Below are 15,307 nucleotides of genomic sequence, written 5' to 3' on the forward strand. Positions count from 1 at the left end.
TCAGGCGGGCTCTGGTGCGGTTTCCCGTATCGGCAGGTTCAACACGGCCTTGGCCCGGTTATCGAAGAACATGCGGGTGCTGGTGGGGTAATCGGTAATAATACTGTCGACCCCCATCTCTTCCAGAAGCAACATGTCGTGGATACGGTTTACCGTCCAGGTAGACACATGCATGTTCCGCCGGTGCGCCGTTTCGACCATGCCTTTGGTCAGAATCTTCCAGTTCACACAGAAATATTCGCAGCCCAGCCGGGTGGCCAGATTCAGTGGCTTGGGAAACTTGCGCTCGGCCACCAGGCCGATGCGTATATTTTTGTCGCGACGGCGGATTTCACGCAGAAACCAGGGGTCGGAAGAGGTGATTGCGGCGGTTTGGTACAAATCCCGGCGCTGGATGATCTCGGTCAGTCGATTGCACAGAATGTTCAGCCTGGGCCGGGCATCCTTTTTCACCTCCAGTTGAAGGTGCTCAATGTCATCAAACTGATCGAGCAGATTCTCCAGCGAGGGAATGCCGGTTTTCCGGGACCAAGAACTGGTATTGCGGCGCGCATCCATCTCGGCCAGTTCGGCGGCGGTATACTTGCCGACACTGCCTTTCTGGCCGGTGGTGCGGTTCACGGTCAGGTCGTGCACCAGCACGGGAATGCCGTCTTTCGACAGCACCAGATCCAGCTCAAAATGCCGGATGCCATGCCGGTGGGCATGGATGAAGCCAGGCATGGTGTTTTCCGGAGCCTCTCCTTTGGCTCCACGGTGACCATAAACGATCATTCTGCTGTAGTTTCCCTGAGGCGTTGGTATATGGCCTGGCGTTTCTTCCAGGTCTCGTGGCACAGGCGAATATCTTCCAGGTAGGCCGGTAATTCGCTCATCAGAAGGGCCTGAGGGCCGTCTACCAGAGCTTTCTCCGGTTTCGGGTGGAAGTCCACCAGCACCATGTTGGCGCCGGCAATAACCCCCTGTGCGGTTGCGTGCATCACATCCAGAATACCATCCGGTGACTGGTCCCGGCTGCCCACGGAGTGGGACGGATCCACACACACCGGCATGCGGGTCAGGCGTTTTACCGCAGGCACATGGGCAAAGTCCACCATATTGCGGTGGGGCAGGCCGGCCTCGGTTTTCATGCCGCGTAAACAGAAAATGACGTTGGCGTTGCCCTCGCTGGCCAGATACTCGGCTGCGTTCAGGGATTCATTCAGGGTGATACCGAAACCACGCTTGAGGAGCACCGGGTAGGTGCTCTGCCGGCCAATGGCCTTGAGCAGTTCGAAGTTCTGGGTGTTGCGGGTCCCTACCTGCAGCATCACGCCGGTTGGCCGGCCGAGTTTTTCCAGGCAAGTGTCGATTTCCTCGATATGGCTTTCGTGGGTGATTTCCATGGCAATCACCTTGATACCATGCTTGCCTGCTTTCTCGAACACCCAGGGCAGGCAGCCCTTGCCGTGGCCCTGGAAGGAGTAAGGGTTGGTGCGCGGCTTGTAGGCCCCCATTCGGGTACATACCTCACCGTTGTCTTCCAGCGCCTGCAGCATCATTTCCACATGCTCGGGCACATCCACCGCGCAGAGGCCGGCGAAAATGTTCAGGTTGTTCTGGCTGAACTCTACACCATTATAGGTGAAGCCACTCTGGCGCTTGTCATCCTTGTGGCGGCCAAGAATGCGGTAGTCCTCGGAGATCCGGATGGCGCGTTCCACCGCCGGCAGGGCTTCAATTTCTGCTTTTTCCAGGGATTTGGTGTCGCCCAGCAGGTAGATTTCGGTCAGTCGCTGGCTGGCACCCTGAATTTCGTGTACCCGGATGCTGACGCCCGGAAGGTTTTCCAGGTATTCCATGGTCTGGCGATAGGCTTCACTATCGAGCGCGGTGTTGGGGTGAAGAATGGCTAACATGGAATCTCCTTGAATCAGGATGCGGATTCTTCCGCCCGGTGCCGGGCCTGCATGAACTCGCGATGATTAAGATGCAGCAGGTCTGCCATGCGGCGAATAAGGTGTTCCTCGTATTTGTCGATACGGCCGTCGGCAAAGGCAACCCGCCAGATACTCTCCAACAGGGACTGCTTCTGTTGCTGATCCAGATGATCGTTAATCTGCCCGGTAAACTGATACAACGATGTGGCGTCTTCGGCGTGGGCGAGGGCATCGTGCAGGATTTCCTCAGCCTCTTCCCGGGTAATCTGATGAGCCTTCACCGCACAGTCGACAATGGTCTTCAGTTCCCGCTCGTCTTCCTGGTTGTCTACCCGCGAAAGTTGCACCATCAGGGCGGTGGCTGCCACGGCCAGTTGATGTGCATCCGGCTCGACCGGTTCTGACTCGGCAACGGAAAACAGTTTCTTCAGGCGTTCGATCATGGTCAGTTACTTCGTTTCAACAAATGTCAGGCCGCCTGCGCGAGCTGGCGGACCCGGTTCTCCAGTTCGATCTGGTCTGCCGCAAAACGGCGAATGCCATCAGCCAGCTTTTCGGTGGCCATCGGGTCTTCGTTGGATTCCCACCGGAACAGCTTCTCGTTAACCTGGCCCGGTTTGTCGGTCGAGGAGGCCGTCTCCGGGTTGAGTTTCCTGGCCAGAGTGCCCTGATCATCCTTCAGCTCCTGAAGCAGTGCCGGACTGATGGTGAGCCGGTCGCAGCCGGCCAGCATTTCGATTTCGCCGGTGTTGCGGAAGCTGGCACCCATTACCACTGTGTTGAAGCCATTGGCCTTGTAGTAATTGTAGATGCGTGAAACCGAAAGTACGCCAGGATCTTCCTCGGCCGGATAGCTGTCGCGCCCGGAGCTGGCCAGGTGCCAGTCGAGGATACGGCCCACGAACGGTGAAATCAGATGGGCGCCGGCCTGGGCACACGCCACTGCTTGCACAAAAGAGAAAAGCAGCGTCAGGTTGCAGCGGATGCCTTCCTTCTCAAGCTGCTCTGCTGCACGGATACCCTCCCAGGTGGAGGCAATCTTGATCAGAACACGGTTAGTGTCCACGCCCTGGCGGTCGTAAAAGTCCACCAGGCGGCGGGCACGCTCCAGAGTGGCGGAGGTGTCGAAGGACAACCGGGCATCTACCTCGGTGGAGACCACGCCCGGAATCAGCCCGAGAATTTCCTTGCCAGCCAGCACTGCCAACATGTCGGTTGCGACCGTAAGTTGTTCGGCATCCGAGCCACCGTGCTTGGCCGCATAGGCCACGGCCTTTTCCAGCATGGGGCGATACGCCTCTGAGGCCGCGGCCTTCAGCAGCAGGGAAGGGTTGGTGGTGGCGTCTTCCGGGCGCCACTGCCGGATAGCATCAATATCGCCGGTGTCGGCCACAACCGTGGTCATGGTTTTAAGCTGTTCGAGTTTGCTGTTCATTCGTCCTGTCATCCCGATGGTTCGGTGTTATCCGGGCATTCATCCACAATGCCCTTTTAACTCCTACAATAACGGCAGCTTACGACAGTAACAAGACAACAAAAGGTATGGTGGCGATCAGGTTTCCAAACTGGGTTCCGGTTCTCTGACTTTCGCCAGCGCCTGTTCGACCACTTCCAGCCCGGAGCCGGGTTTGTTGGCATTCTCACTCAGATGACGGCGGAACTGCCGTCCCCCCGGCTGCCCCAGGAACAGGCCCATGATATGGCGGGTAATGTGGGTGAGGTACGCGCCCCGGTCCAGCTCCTGCTGAATGAACGGGAACATGGCCCGGAGGGCCTCATGGCGGCTGGTAACGGCCGGTGGCTCACCAAATAGTTCAGTGTCTACCTCGGCCAGCAACCAGGGATTGTGGTAGGCCTCTCGCCCCAGCATCACGCCATCGGTGTGGGCCAGATGCTCATGGCAGTCCTCGAAGGTTTTGATGCCGCCATTGATGATAATCTCCAGGTGCGGATAGGCCTGTTTCAGGCGATACACCCAGTCGTATTTGAGCGGCGGAATGTCCCGGTTTTCCTTCGGGCTCAAGCCTTCAAGAACGGCAATACGGGCATGCACAATGAATGTCTTGCAGCCGGCTGCGGCCACGGTTTCAATAAACTCGCACAGCTCGTCCCAGGATTCCCGGCCGTTGATACCAATGCGGTGCTTTACCGTAACCGGAAGGTCGGTGGCCTCAATCATTGCGGCCACGCCCTCTGCTACCTTGTCTGGATGGCCCATCAGACAGGCGCCGATCATGTTGTTCTGCACCCGGTCGCTGGGGCAACCCACGTTCAGGTTAACCTCGCTGAACCCGAACTGTTGCGCCAGCCGCGCGCAATGGGCCAACTCGTTAGCGTCGCTGCCGCCGAGCTGAAGCGCCAGCGGATACTCTGAAACATCGTGGCGCAGAAAGCGCTCGGTATCGCCATGGATGAGCGCACCTGTGGTGACCATTTCTGTATAAAGCAGCGCCCGCTTGCTGAGGATGCGGGCCAGGTAACGAAAGTGCGGGGTGGTCCAGTCCATCATGGGAGCGACGCAGAAGCGACGGGACAGGGCCTTGGTGGTGGCTTGTTCAGAAGTCATCGTATTCCGGATACAGAAAAATTCGGAGTGGAGTCTAACACGAAATATGATCAGCCCTGCCTCCGTAGTATCCTAAATCCGGCTCTCTATACCTGCATGGAGTAATCCAATTTATCGGAACGACTGGATGATACTGCCACCGCCAAGATCCCCAGCCAGCTTCTTTCGGGCCCTCTGGTTCTGTTTGGTTGCTGTGGTGGCTGGTGCCCTGACACTCTCTCAGGCAAATGCCACGCCATGGACGTTCTCGCTCCAGCAAGGTCGGATGGACCTGGCGCTGCCTGACTATGAAATCGCCGGCTGGAAAGCGACGGGCATTCACGCAGATATCGTCAATTCCGTTGAAGCAAGTAACAAGCAGGTCGGCGTTACCTTCCGCCCGGGGTCCCGGCTGACAATAGCCCGCATTGCCCGGCAATCCGGAAGCACCCCCGCAGAGTTAATTGATGTTCAGCTGGATCTCGCGGATACCGAGGTAACCGTTGATCTCGGCGCCCCGGGTGCTATGCCGGAACGCACCCGCATCTCCGGAAATGTGCGCATCGACGTAGCGGAAGTCCGCCACCCGAGCCTGAAGCCCCAACGCCGGTGGTTTGAGGGAGAGGTGAGCGGAACGCTGGCAGATCTGGAGCTGGCGGGAAAACTGAATGCCAGCTCCGGCCTGATAGCCAATCTCGTCTTGCGTAACCGGTCGGCGAGCGACTTCACTGCCGACATCCGCACGACCATGGCTGCGCAGAACGCAGGAGAGGCGCTTGCGGCCACCCTCTTGAACTGGCCGGAATTGCTTTCCCTGGACAGCGGTGAACTAACACTTCAGGCAAATCTCTGGGTGGAGCCAAATGAACCGCTGGCGGTGGATGCCCGGCTAGACCTCTCTGATGTTTCCGGGGTAATGGACCGTACGGCGCTCACCAACCTGAGTGGGCGCCTGTTGTTTGCCCTGGAAGCGGACACATTAACCGCCGCCCTGCGAGACATCCGGATAGGCGAAGTCGATTCCGGAATCGGCATTGGGCCGATTCAGCTCCTGGCGGATTACGAAGCGAACCTGGCTGCGCCGCTCAGGGGGCAGCTTGCCGTTCAGCAGGCGACAGCCGAGTTTCTGGGTGGCCGGCTTCGCGTAGCGCCGCGCACTGTCGATCTCTCGAATCGTCCCTGGCAGGTTCCCATTGATGTCTACGATCTTTCGCTGGAGCGACTGCTGCAGGCGTATCCGGCAGAGGGCTTCTCAGGCACTGGCACCTTGACAGGCCGCATTCCGGTAGCGGTGACCGACGCTGGTGTGCGAGTAGACGAGGGCGCACTAAGGGCGGTATCGCCCGGTGGCAAACTCATCATGCCGGCCGAGCGACTGCAGGCCATGTTGGGCAGCAGCGATGCCATGGATCTGGTGGTGCAAGCTTTGCAAAACTTTCACTATTCGGTGCTGGAGAGCACGATAGACTACGATGAAGAGGGAAAATTGGCGCTCGGTCTGAGGCTGGAAGGTGAGAATCCGGATCTTCGTGGCGGGCAGCCGGTTGTGCTCAACATCAATCTTGAAGAGGATATCCCCGCCCTGTTAACCAGCCTTCAGCTGAGTGGCAGAGTGAACGAAGCCGTGACCGAAAGGGTTCGGGAGCGGGTACAACAATCCGGGCAGGAGGCAGTGCCATGACAAATCTATGGCGTTGGTGCCGGCCATTGGCGGCCAGAACATTGCTGGTTTTAATGTTGCCGCTGGCGCTATTTGCGTGCACACCCACTGTGCAGATGGCGGCACCAAAAGAACCGATTACCGTCAACCTGAACGTAAAGATTCAGCACGAGATCTACGTGAAGGTGGACAAAGAAGTAGACGAGCTGTTCAGCGAACAGGGGCTGTTCTGAGTAACACCGGACAATGCCAACGGCTGACCAAGGGGTTGAATATGAAACGATTGATACAACTGGGCGCCTTTGTGTTGGCGCTCGCCATAGCAATACCGGCGCTGGCCATGGGGCTGGAAGAAGCGAAACAGAAACTGGACACGGCTAAACAGCAGGGCCTGGTGGGGGAAACGCCAACCGGTTACCTGGACGTGGTGCGTGCAGAAGGCGATGCCCAGGCTGTGGTGAAAGCCATTAACCAGGCCCGCCGGGATGAATACACCCGCATTGCTGAAAAACACGACATTCCGGTGACACAGGTTGAGACCGTGGCCGGTCAGAAAGCCATTGAAAAAACGCCCGCAGGCCAGTTTGTGTTGATCAACGGCAAATGGGTGAAGAAGTAAGTCTCAATCGGCCGCTGGGGCCTGCTGCCGAATGGGAGCGGAACCCGTGCTGGTCGACCAGAGCGGATAGGGAATACCTGCCAGCCGGTTCATCACAAAGGCATGGGCCAACAGCAACGCCACTCCCGCCATAAGCACGGGCAACTGCGCCGGATTGGGCATCAGGCCCAAGGAAACGATCAGTGCGGTGGCACCGGCCGGAGGGTGAGCCACCCGAAACACCACCATCAGGCAGCTGGTAAGCCCCAGCGATAACGCCGCCGCCCCCACCCTGGGCAGATCAACACCGGTCATGAATGCCGACGCCTGCCCCTGCAGCCCGAACATGTACAGAGCCAGCAAGCCCATCAGGGCGCCAATCAGGTGCCCGCAAAGTGTATTTCTGGGAGACGCCGGTTGCGCCATGGGCACATAGAACAGAATAAAAGCGGTGGCACCGAGGGAGGGGAAAATGAAAGCCTCCTGCGTAACCAGCGCCACAAACGACACCAAAGCAATACTGAACCCGCCATTAACCAGGTTGAACACCGCCATCACCGTGGTACGGCTGTACTTGCTCGCCAGGCGCTCCAGGTGCAGCGCCTGAACCAGGCCTTTGGCCAGCTGCCAGCGGAGTTGTTCGTTCCTGCGTCCCATACTGCCTGTTCATGCCCTGATTTGGTGCGTTAAAGGGTGCGGGATGATAAGCACTGACGAATATCAAGGCAAACAGGGATTTTCGATAATGGTTAAGAGCTTTATGAATAACCTGAGCTTTTGTCAGAAAGAAGACGCATAAAAATACCGGGTTCCCTTTCCGCTCATAACACCGTATTTTCTGGGAAACCGTTGAACAAAGAGTGCGGCATGGGAAGCAATTGGCTGATAGGCATTGATCTGGGTGGCACCAAAACCGAAGTCATCCTGATCGACCGGCATAGCCAGGAGCATTTTCGCCAACGGGTACCAACCAGCGTCGGCAACTATCAAGCCACCCTGCAAACCATCCACGCCCTGGTACAAAAGGCCGAAGCCCACGCCGGCACCACCGGAATACCCGTGGGCATAGGCATACCCGGCAGCGTTTCGGGCAAAACCGGCCGCATTAAAAACGCCAACTCCACCTGGCTGAACGGCCAGCCCATGCAGCAACACCTTCGTGAACTCCTGCAACGGCCCGTAACCCTGACCAACGATGCTAACTGCCTGGCGCTTTCCGAAGCCACAGACGGAGCAGGGCGCAACCACCACACGGTATTCGCCGCCATACTAGGCACGGGCTGTGGCGCAGGCATCACCGTGAACGGCCAGCTGCTGACCGGCCCCAACGGCGTAGCCGGCGAATGGGGCCATAACCCGTTACCCTGGACACCGGAAGCTGAACTGCAACAGCGCCCCTGCTTTTGTGGCCGGTATGGCTGCAACGAAACCTTTCTTTCCGGAACCGGGTTGTCACTCACTCACAAACTGCACACGGGACAGCAACTGCCCGCCCACACCATTGTTGCAAACGCACGAAATAGCGACCCGCAAGCCACCGAAACCCTGCAGCAATACCTGGAGCACCTGGCCCGAGGCCTGGCCGCCGTTATCAACGTGCTGGACCCGGACATCGTCGTGCTGGGTGGCGGCATGAGTAATGCGGAACAGATATATCGGGAACTGCCGGGAAGGCTTTCGAGCTATGTGTTTGGGGGTGAGTGTGATACGTCGATTGTGAAAGCCGCCCATGGAGACTCCAGTGGGGTGCGCGGAGCCGCTTGGTTGGCAACTATCTGAATCCAAAGGTAAAGCGCCGCCATACGACACAAACTGTTACTCCGTCGCCCGCACTGAGTGTAAGAACGTTGCCACCAGCGGGCAGGTTGCGGTCTGAGCAAACTAGGCGAAACTGCGGGAGCTCGAGTGGCTGCCTTAGGCGGCTGGACAAAAAGTCGGTCGCTGGTAACCTGGTAGAAAAGAATTGGGCGCGAAATAGTAGCAAGGAAACCACCGAATGTCAGACACGCTGGGCTATTACAATGCCAATGCCGAAGCGTTTGTGGATTCAACTCTGGATGTATCTATGGATGACATTTATCGCGTCTTCCTCCCTCATGTGGCCGACGGTGGCCACATACTTGATGCGGGTTGTGGCTCTGGCCGAGATGCTTTGTATTTTCACGGTCATGGATACCGGGTTACCGCCTTTGATGCATCGCAGGCAATCACCGCGCTTGCTCGTCAGAAAACTGGGCTTCCGGTTGAGCATCGGTCGTTTCTGGATGTTGAAGAACTGCATGCCTACGACGGAATATGGGCCTGTGCCAGTTTGCTACATCTTCCCGCAAGTGAAGTTCCGAGCGCTTTAACTCGCCTTTGGTCTGCTTTAAAACCCGGAGGCACGTTGTATGCCAGCTTTAAGCTTGGCGAAGGCGAACGCCAAAGTGGCGGGCGGCATTTTACGGATGCAAACGAAGAGTTGGCTGCGCAATGGTTTGAAGCCGTCGAGAAGGATGTCCAATTAACTTTCTGGCGGACTCTCGATCAGCGGCCCGAGCGTGATGAGCAATGGCTAAACATGCTTGCTCATAAAGCACCAGCAGCACATGACAGGCTGACTATCGGAGGCAGACAGCATCATTTCTTGCCGAAACTGTGCCATGCGATACGTTCAGCTGGCCAAGTAGATATGGCTGTCGCATTTGTGAAAACGACGGGCTTGAATTTGTTGCTTCCGGATCTTCTGGATGTGATTCACAAAGACAGGGAGCCTGCCCCAGCACGGGTGAGAATACTAACCAGTGATTACCTCGATATCACTGATCCGGAAGCATTGCGCAAGCTATCCCTGCTGCAAGATCACGGTGCACAAGTTGCCGTCTACGAGAGCAAAGGAAGTAGTTTTCATATGAAAGCCTACCTCTTTGCGGGGCATGGTGGTTCTCGTCACCATTGGGGAAGGGCGTTTATTGGTTCTAGTAATATCAGTCGGCAAGCGCTTCAGGATGGACTGGAGTGGAACTATCAAATCGATTATCCACCAGAAACCGGCTATCTGGAGGCTGTAAACCGTTTTGAAGAACTTTTCCGGCATCCCAATGTCGTTCCGCTAACAGATCATTGGATCGACGAGTATGCTAAAAGGCGCGTTCCCCCACCTCAGCCAGTAGCGCCTGGTAGTACTGAGCAGGAAGCCCCACCAACACCTAATGAAGTGCAAAAGGCTGCGTTAAAGGCTCTGGACGAGACCAGGGGCGAGGGATATAAGCGAGGCCTGGTTGTTTTGGCTACCGGCCTTGGTAAAACGTGGTTGTCAGCCTTTGATGCCAAGCAGTTGGGTGCGCGGCGAATTCTGTTTGTGGCGCATCGAGAGGAAATTCTGTACCAGGCCGCCGAGACTTTTGTCCGAATAAAACCAGATAGTCGCGTTGGTTTTTATATGGGCAAGCAGCGGGATCATTCTGTCGATATCCTCTGCGCGTCCATACAAACGCTAGGCAAAGAGTCCCACCTTGAGCGGTTTGCTCCTCAGCATTTTGATTACATTGTGGTTGATGAATTTCATCACGCAGCCGCACCGACATACCACCGGCTCCTAAAGTATTTTGCGCCACAGTTTTTATTGGGGCTGACAGCCACACCTGACCGAACGGACCGGTCTGACATTCTGTCACTTTGTGACGACAATCTGGTTTATGAATACCCGTTATTCGATGGCGTAAGGGGCGACTTCCTTGTCCCATTCCATTACTACGGCATTTACGACGAAACCGTGGAGTATCAGGAAATTCCCTGGCGCAACGGGAAGTTCGATCCTGATTTACTCGCCCATAAACTCGCTACTATGGGGCGTGCGCGCCATGCGTTGCGGGTCTGGAATCAACATAAACAAATCCGCACATTGGCCTTCTGTGTGTCCCGCGCACATGCGGATTTTATGGCTCGGTATTTCCAAAAGAACAAGATTAGAGCCGTTGCCGTTCATGGTGATTCAGAAATGTCCCGAGGTGAAGCACTCGAGTTGCTGGAGTCGGGTGATCTCGATGTTATTTTCTCCGTGGACCTGTTTAACGAAGGTGTGGACCTTCCCGCGATTGATACGGTTTTGTTGCTCCGGCCAACCGAATCGAAGGTTTTATTTCTTCAGCAGATCGGCCGAGGTCTGCGTAAGAGCAATGGTAAAGAGCGGCTTGTGATTCTCGATTTTGTCGGGAACCACCAAAGCTTCCTTCACAAGCCCCAAGCCCTTATGGGGCAGTCGATGAACCAGCGTCAGCTTGCTGATTTTGCGAGAAAAGCAGAGCAAAATCGGCTGGAATTGCCCGATGGCTGCTTCGTTAATTATGATCTGGAAGTGATTGAGTTCCTGAAAGGGCTGGATCAGAAGGGGACAGAGAAGGACTATCAGGCGCTCAAAGACACGCTGGGGCGCAGGCCAACGCTTACTGAGTACTATCATTTTGGGGCTAATATTAGCCAGATGCGAAAGCAGTATGGGAGTTGGTTTGGTCTGCTGAGCGCTATTGGTGACGCCTCGGAAGCTGAAAATGAGTTGCTGGCTAAACATAGTGATTTTTTCGTAGAGGTCGAGAAAACCTCCCTGAATAAATCATTCAAAATAATATTGCTTGAGGCATTTCAGACAACTGGTGGCTGGACTGGTGGTGTCGAGTTTCCCAAACTTGCGGATGAGTCGTGGAAAATAATGGCTCGCCGGCCTCGATTATTTGCGGAAATTCACGATTCTGTCCGTCATTTGGATGGTGTAGCGCCTGAATGGCAGAATTATTGGAGAGAGAATCCCGCTAAATATTGGACGAACAAGTCGCCCGCTTTTTTTGTTTTGGAAAACGGACGATTTGAGTCAACAGTCACTGTTGATACGTTTGGATTAGGGATTTTTGAGTCAATGGTCCAGGAACTCATCGACTTCAGGCTAGCCCAATACTTGACTAGGTCCGAGACTGTTCCGGCGACCGAAGTGCAGAATAACGTAGTGGCGATGTCGTCGGAGGGTACAGAACTCCCTTTCTTTCCAACTCTTAAAATTGCCTGCGGCCACTTCAGAAACAGCAGAGTTGATGCGATTGAAGACGTGGAATACCGGTCTCTGGGTAACGGCTACGGGCGATTAAACCCGGAGAAGCATTTCATTGCGAAAGCCTCAGGTAATTCCATGAACGGTGGCAAGAATCCTATCCACGATGGCGATTACCTACTTCTCGAACAGATCAGCTCTGGCGCTGCAGGGAAAATCTCTGATGCCACGTTAGCGATCGAAAGATTGGATGAGGCTGGCGATACCCAATATTTGCTCCGAACTGTTCGGAAGTCCGCTGAGGGTGAATATATTCTGGAAGCTGCGAATCCAGCCTACGAGGATATTGTTCTCACCCCGGAATTAGTAGAGCAGTTTAGGACCTTCGCCCGGTTGAAAGAGGTTATCTCGCCGCTGGAAATGGCTCGCGGACAGGAATTGCTGCGAGAAGACATACCAGCTCTTTTCGGTGCGGAATTTAACCCAGGGAACTGGCAGAGTGGTCATGTGTTTTTGAAAGAGGCAGGGGCCCATGTTCTTTTAGTAACACTTAATAAGCAGGGCAAAGCAAGTCAGCACCGCTATATCGATCATTGGGTCGACGAAACTACCTTTCATTGGCAAAGCCAGAATTCAACGACGCCAGAGAGCAAGCGTGGTAGAGAGCTGATTCACCATCAGAAGCTTGGACTGTCAGTGCATCTGTTCGTTCGTGAAAATAAGCTTCGTAATGGCAAATCGGCTCCGTTTACATACTACGGTCCAGTCGCATACAAAAGTCACACGGGTAGTGCTCCGATGAGTGTTCTTTTTAGTTTGCTGGTTTAGGAGTTAAAACACTCACCAACTCCCCCGCTGAAACCTCCCTGCACCCACTCACATTCTGCCCACTCCACAACGGTGAAAAATCGCCGGAGCCCGCAGCTTCAGCCGCTGCCCTGAGTGGTGCGATGGCGTTGGTTGCCAGTGGAAATGCCGGTGCGAGCTCTGATATTGGCCCGAGTTCTCGCATTATCCGGTTAACAATGCCCCGTGCAGGGCCTCCGGAAAACAGGTTTGTCAGGGCGGTATGCCTGGCCTGCGGGCTTTTGAGTGCCTGCCGGTGCAGGGGGCGGGTGGTTGCCTCGGGACACAGCATAAACGCCGTGCCAATCTGCGCTGCCGCTGCGCCAAGCTTCAACGCGGCCTGTACTCCCTCTGCAGTTGCAATGCCACCAGCCGCGATAACGGGAATGTTCACGGCGTCCACAATCTGAGGCAACAGGGCGAAGGTGCCCATTTGTGTGGTCATGTCCCTCGTAAGAAAAATCCCTCGATGACCGCCCGCTTCCAACCCTTGGGCGATAATTGCGTCTGCGCCGTGTTGTTCCAGCCAGATGGCTTCCTCCACAGTCGTGGCGGTAGAGAATATCTTTGCCCCGGCTTGCCGGACTCTATCCAGCAATGCCGGCTCTGGTAGCCCGAAGTGGAAGCTCACCACTGCCGGACGGGAGGCTTCAACAATAGCTGCGGATTCTTCGTTGAAAGGCATGCGGCCGGGGCCGTTGCTGATGGTGGCTGGATCTATCTCGAATTCTTGGTAATAGGGCGCCAGTGCCTGCCTCCATCCGGCCTCCTGCGAGTCATTCGGGGCGTGCGGTGTATGGGCGAAAAAATTGAGGTTATAGGGGCCACCCTGGGTGGCTTCATTCAGTGCCTGAAGTTCTGTTTTCAGTGCATCGGGGCCGAGCATGGCGCAGGGCAGAGAACCGAGGCCGCCGGCGTTGGTAACCGCGGCTGCCAGGCGGTAATCCTGAACGCCAGCCATGGGGGCCTGGATGATGGGTTTTTCTACGTGCAGTATGTCCAACAGTGGATGCGGCCATGATCGGGGCATAATGTGGGATCCTTAAAGGCGGTTTTCCGATGCTGAGTCAGCTTTTGCTGTGTTGATGTCGACGGAGGGACTCCAGTACTTCGGCTTTGATTCCTTCGCGTTCAAGTTGTTCGAGCACCTTGGCGAGTTGATCAGCGAGCACAGCATGTCGCTGGTTAAGGTAGTGGTAGAACGTAAAAGTCGTCACGGGCTTTCGGATCGGCTTTAGCCGATGCCAATGTTCGTTTGTCAGCGGTGATATGCCCTCAACATCCGAGACGAAAGCCACGTCAACTCTCCCTAGCTCCAGAAGGGAGCGGACCTGATCGTAATCGTCTGCAAGGATAGGCTCCATGCCGAGCTCTCTGGCTTTGTCCTCGGCGATGATGGCCCCCCGGAGTACAGATACCCGAAGAGGTTGATTCTTGGGTGAGTGTGGCAGGTCGTGGGTTTCTGTCTCCCGGACAACGGCCAGAAGCTTGCCCTGGAGAAGAGGGAACTCAACCCTCACGAGGTTTGGGTAATTCGATGCGACGGCATCAACCCGGTAGAGGTCGCCATCCAGGCCGCCATTGTCGGCCAGCAGAAGAGCGCGTTTGGTGGGCACCTCCATCACGGAGACACCGACACCCAAACGTTGGTAGGCGATTTCCAGGATTTGCCTTGCGGCTGTTGCGCTGGGCACACCCTCAATGGTTGCCAGTCTGACTTCTGCCGGCAACCCGTTGGCCGTCGTATGGGGCGCAACGAATGCCAGAGAGGCAAGCACTGCGATCAGTAATCGGCGTATTGCTTCCATAGTCTTTCCCCTCGGCTCCTTTCAAGGGTGTCCCTTCATGTTAGTTCCGATCTGGACGTCTGGCTGTTTTTTTCGGTTACTGAACTTTGCGACCAGTGTATTCCGAGAAGTCCGGCTTCTGTGGCTGGTGCTGGTCGTCGGTCATATAGGCAGAGGTCAGCACGAACTCTGCGGTGGCCCGGTTGCAGGCAACGGGGATGTTCCAGAGGGCGGCTATGCGCAGCAGGGCCTTGATGTCCGGGTCGTGGGGCTGAGGTTCGAGAGGGTCCCAGAAGAATACCAGCAGGTCGATTTCACCTTCAGCAATCTTGGCGCCGATCTGTTGGTCGCCGCCCAAAGGCCCGCTCAGCAGGCAGTTGAGGTCTTTGCGCCCGAGGCTTTTACTCAGTAGCCGGCCGGTGGTACCGGTGGCGTACAAGCGCAGCGGGGCAAGCCGGGTGCGGTTTTCGTTCGCCCAGTCCACAAGTTCCTTTTTCTTGTTGTCGTGCGCCACCAGGGCAACGGATTTTACGGCCATGTTGCGTCCTTTGTTCTGTGAGAGTCCGTGAAAGGGGCAGAGTGTTTCATAAATGCGTGGCCCGGGAAATAGGACGATGGCGGCATCACGCCGGCCCCCCGTTGCGTCAATAGCCAAACGCGGGGCATTGATGTGTCTGTGGTGTGCCCTCCGGAAGTGGAAACGCCAATGGTGGAGGCCGAGCGGCTGAACCGCCCCAGGCAAACCGAAGCGCTGAAGCTGATGGCCGGCACCTTGCCTCTGGAAGTTGCTGTGGCGCAGATTCGCAAAGGTATCGACCGCCGCCGTTTTATGATTATCCCGGGTTGGCGGGCCAGGGGGCTCTGGTTCACGAACAAGCTTTTGCCTGGCACGCTTACCCGCAAGTTTGCCGACTTTCTGGTGAGCCGATGAA

Annotated in this window: 15 protein-coding genes; 6 read left to right on the top strand and 9 right to left on the bottom strand. The window is 56.1% G+C overall.

The genetic code is table 11. The features are described 5' to 3' along the window. The 5 genes from QPL98_RS00665 to dusA form a co-directional block, all read right to left on the bottom strand. Complete coding sequence (locus QPL98_RS00665; protein WP_303292446.1) at positions 1–774, bottom strand: glycerophosphodiester phosphodiesterase; 774 nt, start codon at positions 772–774, stop codon at positions 1–3. Beyond that, a complete protein-coding gene (locus tag QPL98_RS00670; protein ID WP_153740424.1) occupies positions 771–1,898 on the bottom strand; it encodes a 3-deoxy-7-phosphoheptulonate synthase in 1,128 nt (375 codons plus the stop codon). Before QPL98_RS00670 ends, QPL98_RS00665 begins: the two co-directional genes overlap by 4 nt. A gap of 14 nt (positions 1,899–1,912) precedes the next feature. Beyond that, positions 1,913–2,362 carry a TerB family tellurite resistance protein gene (locus tag QPL98_RS00675; protein WP_014421088.1) on the bottom strand — a complete coding sequence of 150 codons (450 nt, stop codon included), beginning with the start codon at positions 2,360–2,362 and terminating at the stop codon, positions 1,913–1,915. 26 nt (positions 2,363–2,388) lie between these two features. After that, entirely contained in the window at positions 2,389–3,354 is a 966-nt protein-coding gene (tal, locus tag QPL98_RS00680; RefSeq protein WP_303292447.1) for a transaldolase, read from the bottom strand. Between the two features lie 117 nt (positions 3,355–3,471). After that, positions 3,472–4,485, bottom strand: a complete 1,014-nt coding sequence (gene dusA / locus QPL98_RS00685; RefSeq protein WP_303292448.1) for a tRNA dihydrouridine(20/20a) synthase DusA — start codon at positions 4,483–4,485, stop codon at positions 3,472–3,474. A 127-nt stretch (positions 4,486–4,612) separates the two neighbouring features. Between dusA and QPL98_RS00690 the strand changes: the two genes are divergently transcribed. The 3 genes from QPL98_RS00690 to QPL98_RS00700 are packed head-to-tail and all read left to right on the top strand — an operon-like array spanning position 4,613 to position 6,743. Continuing rightward, entirely contained in the window at positions 4,613–6,145 is a 1,533-nt protein-coding gene (locus tag QPL98_RS00690) for a YdbH domain-containing protein (RefSeq protein WP_303292449.1), read from the top strand. Further along, positions 6,142–6,357: a YnbE family lipoprotein gene (locus QPL98_RS00695; RefSeq protein WP_022992281.1), complete on the top strand. Its 216-nt coding sequence runs from the start codon at positions 6,142–6,144 to the stop codon at positions 6,355–6,357. Before QPL98_RS00690 ends, QPL98_RS00695 begins: the two co-directional genes overlap by 4 nt. Before the next feature lie 41 nt (positions 6,358–6,398). Next, complete coding sequence (locus tag QPL98_RS00700) at positions 6,399–6,743, top strand: YdbL family protein (RefSeq protein WP_114433335.1); 345 nt, start codon at positions 6,399–6,401, stop codon at positions 6,741–6,743. Between the two features lie 3 nt (positions 6,744–6,746). On the opposite strand, the gene QPL98_RS00705 is transcribed toward QPL98_RS00700, so the two are convergent. After that, positions 6,747–7,379: an HPP family protein gene (locus tag QPL98_RS00705; protein WP_303292450.1), complete on the bottom strand. Its 633-nt coding sequence runs from the start codon at positions 7,377–7,379 to the stop codon at positions 6,747–6,749. A gap of 210 nt (positions 7,380–7,589) precedes the next feature. Here QPL98_RS00705 and QPL98_RS00710 point away from each other — a divergent pair, with 210 nt between their 5' ends. Beyond that, complete coding sequence (locus QPL98_RS00710; protein WP_286895349.1) at positions 7,590–8,501, top strand: ROK family protein; 912 nt, start codon at positions 7,590–7,592, stop codon at positions 8,499–8,501. Between the two features lie 217 nt (positions 8,502–8,718). Further along, positions 8,719–12,570, top strand: coding sequence for a DUF3427 domain-containing protein (locus tag QPL98_RS00715; protein WP_286895351.1), 3,852 nt, complete (start codon positions 8,719–8,721; stop codon positions 12,568–12,570). Here QPL98_RS00715 and QPL98_RS00720 read toward each other — a convergent pair. The 3 genes from QPL98_RS00720 to QPL98_RS00730 all read right to left on the bottom strand — a co-directional run bounded on the left by QPL98_RS00720 (position 12,554) and on the right by QPL98_RS00730 (position 14,913). Then, complete coding sequence (locus QPL98_RS00720; protein WP_286895352.1) at positions 12,554–13,618, bottom strand: nitronate monooxygenase family protein; 1,065 nt, start codon at positions 13,616–13,618, stop codon at positions 12,554–12,556. The genes QPL98_RS00715 and QPL98_RS00720 overlap by 17 nt on opposite strands. A 37-nt stretch (positions 13,619–13,655) precedes the next feature. Further along, complete coding sequence (locus QPL98_RS00725; protein ID WP_023009904.1) at positions 13,656–14,396, bottom strand: hypothetical protein; 741 nt, start codon at positions 14,394–14,396, stop codon at positions 13,656–13,658. Positions 14,397–14,472: 76 nt separating this feature from the next. After that, a complete protein-coding gene (locus QPL98_RS00730) occupies positions 14,473–14,913 on the bottom strand; it encodes a methylglyoxal synthase (RefSeq protein ID WP_023010494.1) in 441 nt (146 codons plus the stop codon). A gap of 132 nt (positions 14,914–15,045) precedes the next feature. Here QPL98_RS00730 and QPL98_RS00735 point away from each other — a divergent pair, with 132 nt between their 5' ends. Next, positions 15,046–15,306 carry a hypothetical protein gene (locus tag QPL98_RS00735; protein WP_235853424.1) on the top strand — a complete coding sequence of 87 codons (261 nt, stop codon included), beginning with the start codon at positions 15,046–15,048 and terminating at the stop codon, positions 15,304–15,306. Position 15,307: the final 1 nt, after the last annotated feature.

Origin of the sequence: Marinobacter sp. ST-43, assembly GCF_030541085.1 — a bacterium.
Classification (GTDB): Bacteria; Pseudomonadota; Gammaproteobacteria; order Pseudomonadales; family Oleiphilaceae; genus Marinobacter; species Marinobacter nauticus.

What these genes read in the sequence shown, in the direction of transcription:
- QPL98_RS00665 (WP_303292446.1), bottom strand. Translation starts at nt 774, where the DNA reads ATGATCGTTTATGGTCACCGTGGAGCCAAAGGAGAGGCTCCGGAAAAC.
- QPL98_RS00670 (WP_153740424.1), bottom strand. Translation starts at nt 1,898, where the DNA reads ATGTTAGCCATTCTTCACCCCAACACCGCGCTCGATAGTGAAGCCTAT.
- QPL98_RS00675 (WP_014421088.1), bottom strand. Translation starts at nt 2,362, where the DNA reads ATGATCGAACGCCTGAAGAAACTGTTTTCCGTTGCCGAGTCAGAACCG.
- tal (WP_303292447.1), bottom strand. Translation starts at nt 3,354, where the DNA reads ATGAACAGCAAACTCGAACAGCTTAAAACCATGACCACGGTTGTGGCC.
- dusA (WP_303292448.1), bottom strand. Translation starts at nt 4,485, where the DNA reads ATGACTTCTGAACAAGCCACCACCAAGGCCCTGTCCCGTCGCTTCTGC.
- QPL98_RS00690 (WP_303292449.1), top strand. Translation starts at nt 4,613, where the DNA reads ATGATACTGCCACCGCCAAGATCCCCAGCCAGCTTCTTTCGGGCCCTC.
- QPL98_RS00695 (WP_022992281.1), top strand. Translation starts at nt 6,142, where the DNA reads ATGACAAATCTATGGCGTTGGTGCCGGCCATTGGCGGCCAGAACATTG.
- QPL98_RS00700 (WP_114433335.1), top strand. Translation starts at nt 6,399, where the DNA reads ATGAAACGATTGATACAACTGGGCGCCTTTGTGTTGGCGCTCGCCATA.
- QPL98_RS00705 (WP_303292450.1), bottom strand. Translation starts at nt 7,379, where the DNA reads ATGGGACGCAGGAACGAACAACTCCGCTGGCAGCTGGCCAAAGGCCTG.
- QPL98_RS00710 (WP_286895349.1), top strand. Translation starts at nt 7,590, where the DNA reads ATGGGAAGCAATTGGCTGATAGGCATTGATCTGGGTGGCACCAAAACC.
- QPL98_RS00715 (WP_286895351.1), top strand. Translation starts at nt 8,719, where the DNA reads ATGTCAGACACGCTGGGCTATTACAATGCCAATGCCGAAGCGTTTGTG.
- QPL98_RS00720 (WP_286895352.1), bottom strand. Translation starts at nt 13,618, where the DNA reads ATGCCCCGATCATGGCCGCATCCACTGTTGGACATACTGCACGTAGAA.
- QPL98_RS00725 (WP_023009904.1), bottom strand. Translation starts at nt 14,396, where the DNA reads ATGGAAGCAATACGCCGATTACTGATCGCAGTGCTTGCCTCTCTGGCA.
- QPL98_RS00730 (WP_023010494.1), bottom strand. Translation starts at nt 14,913, where the DNA reads ATGGCCGTAAAATCCGTTGCCCTGGTGGCGCACGACAACAAGAAAAAG.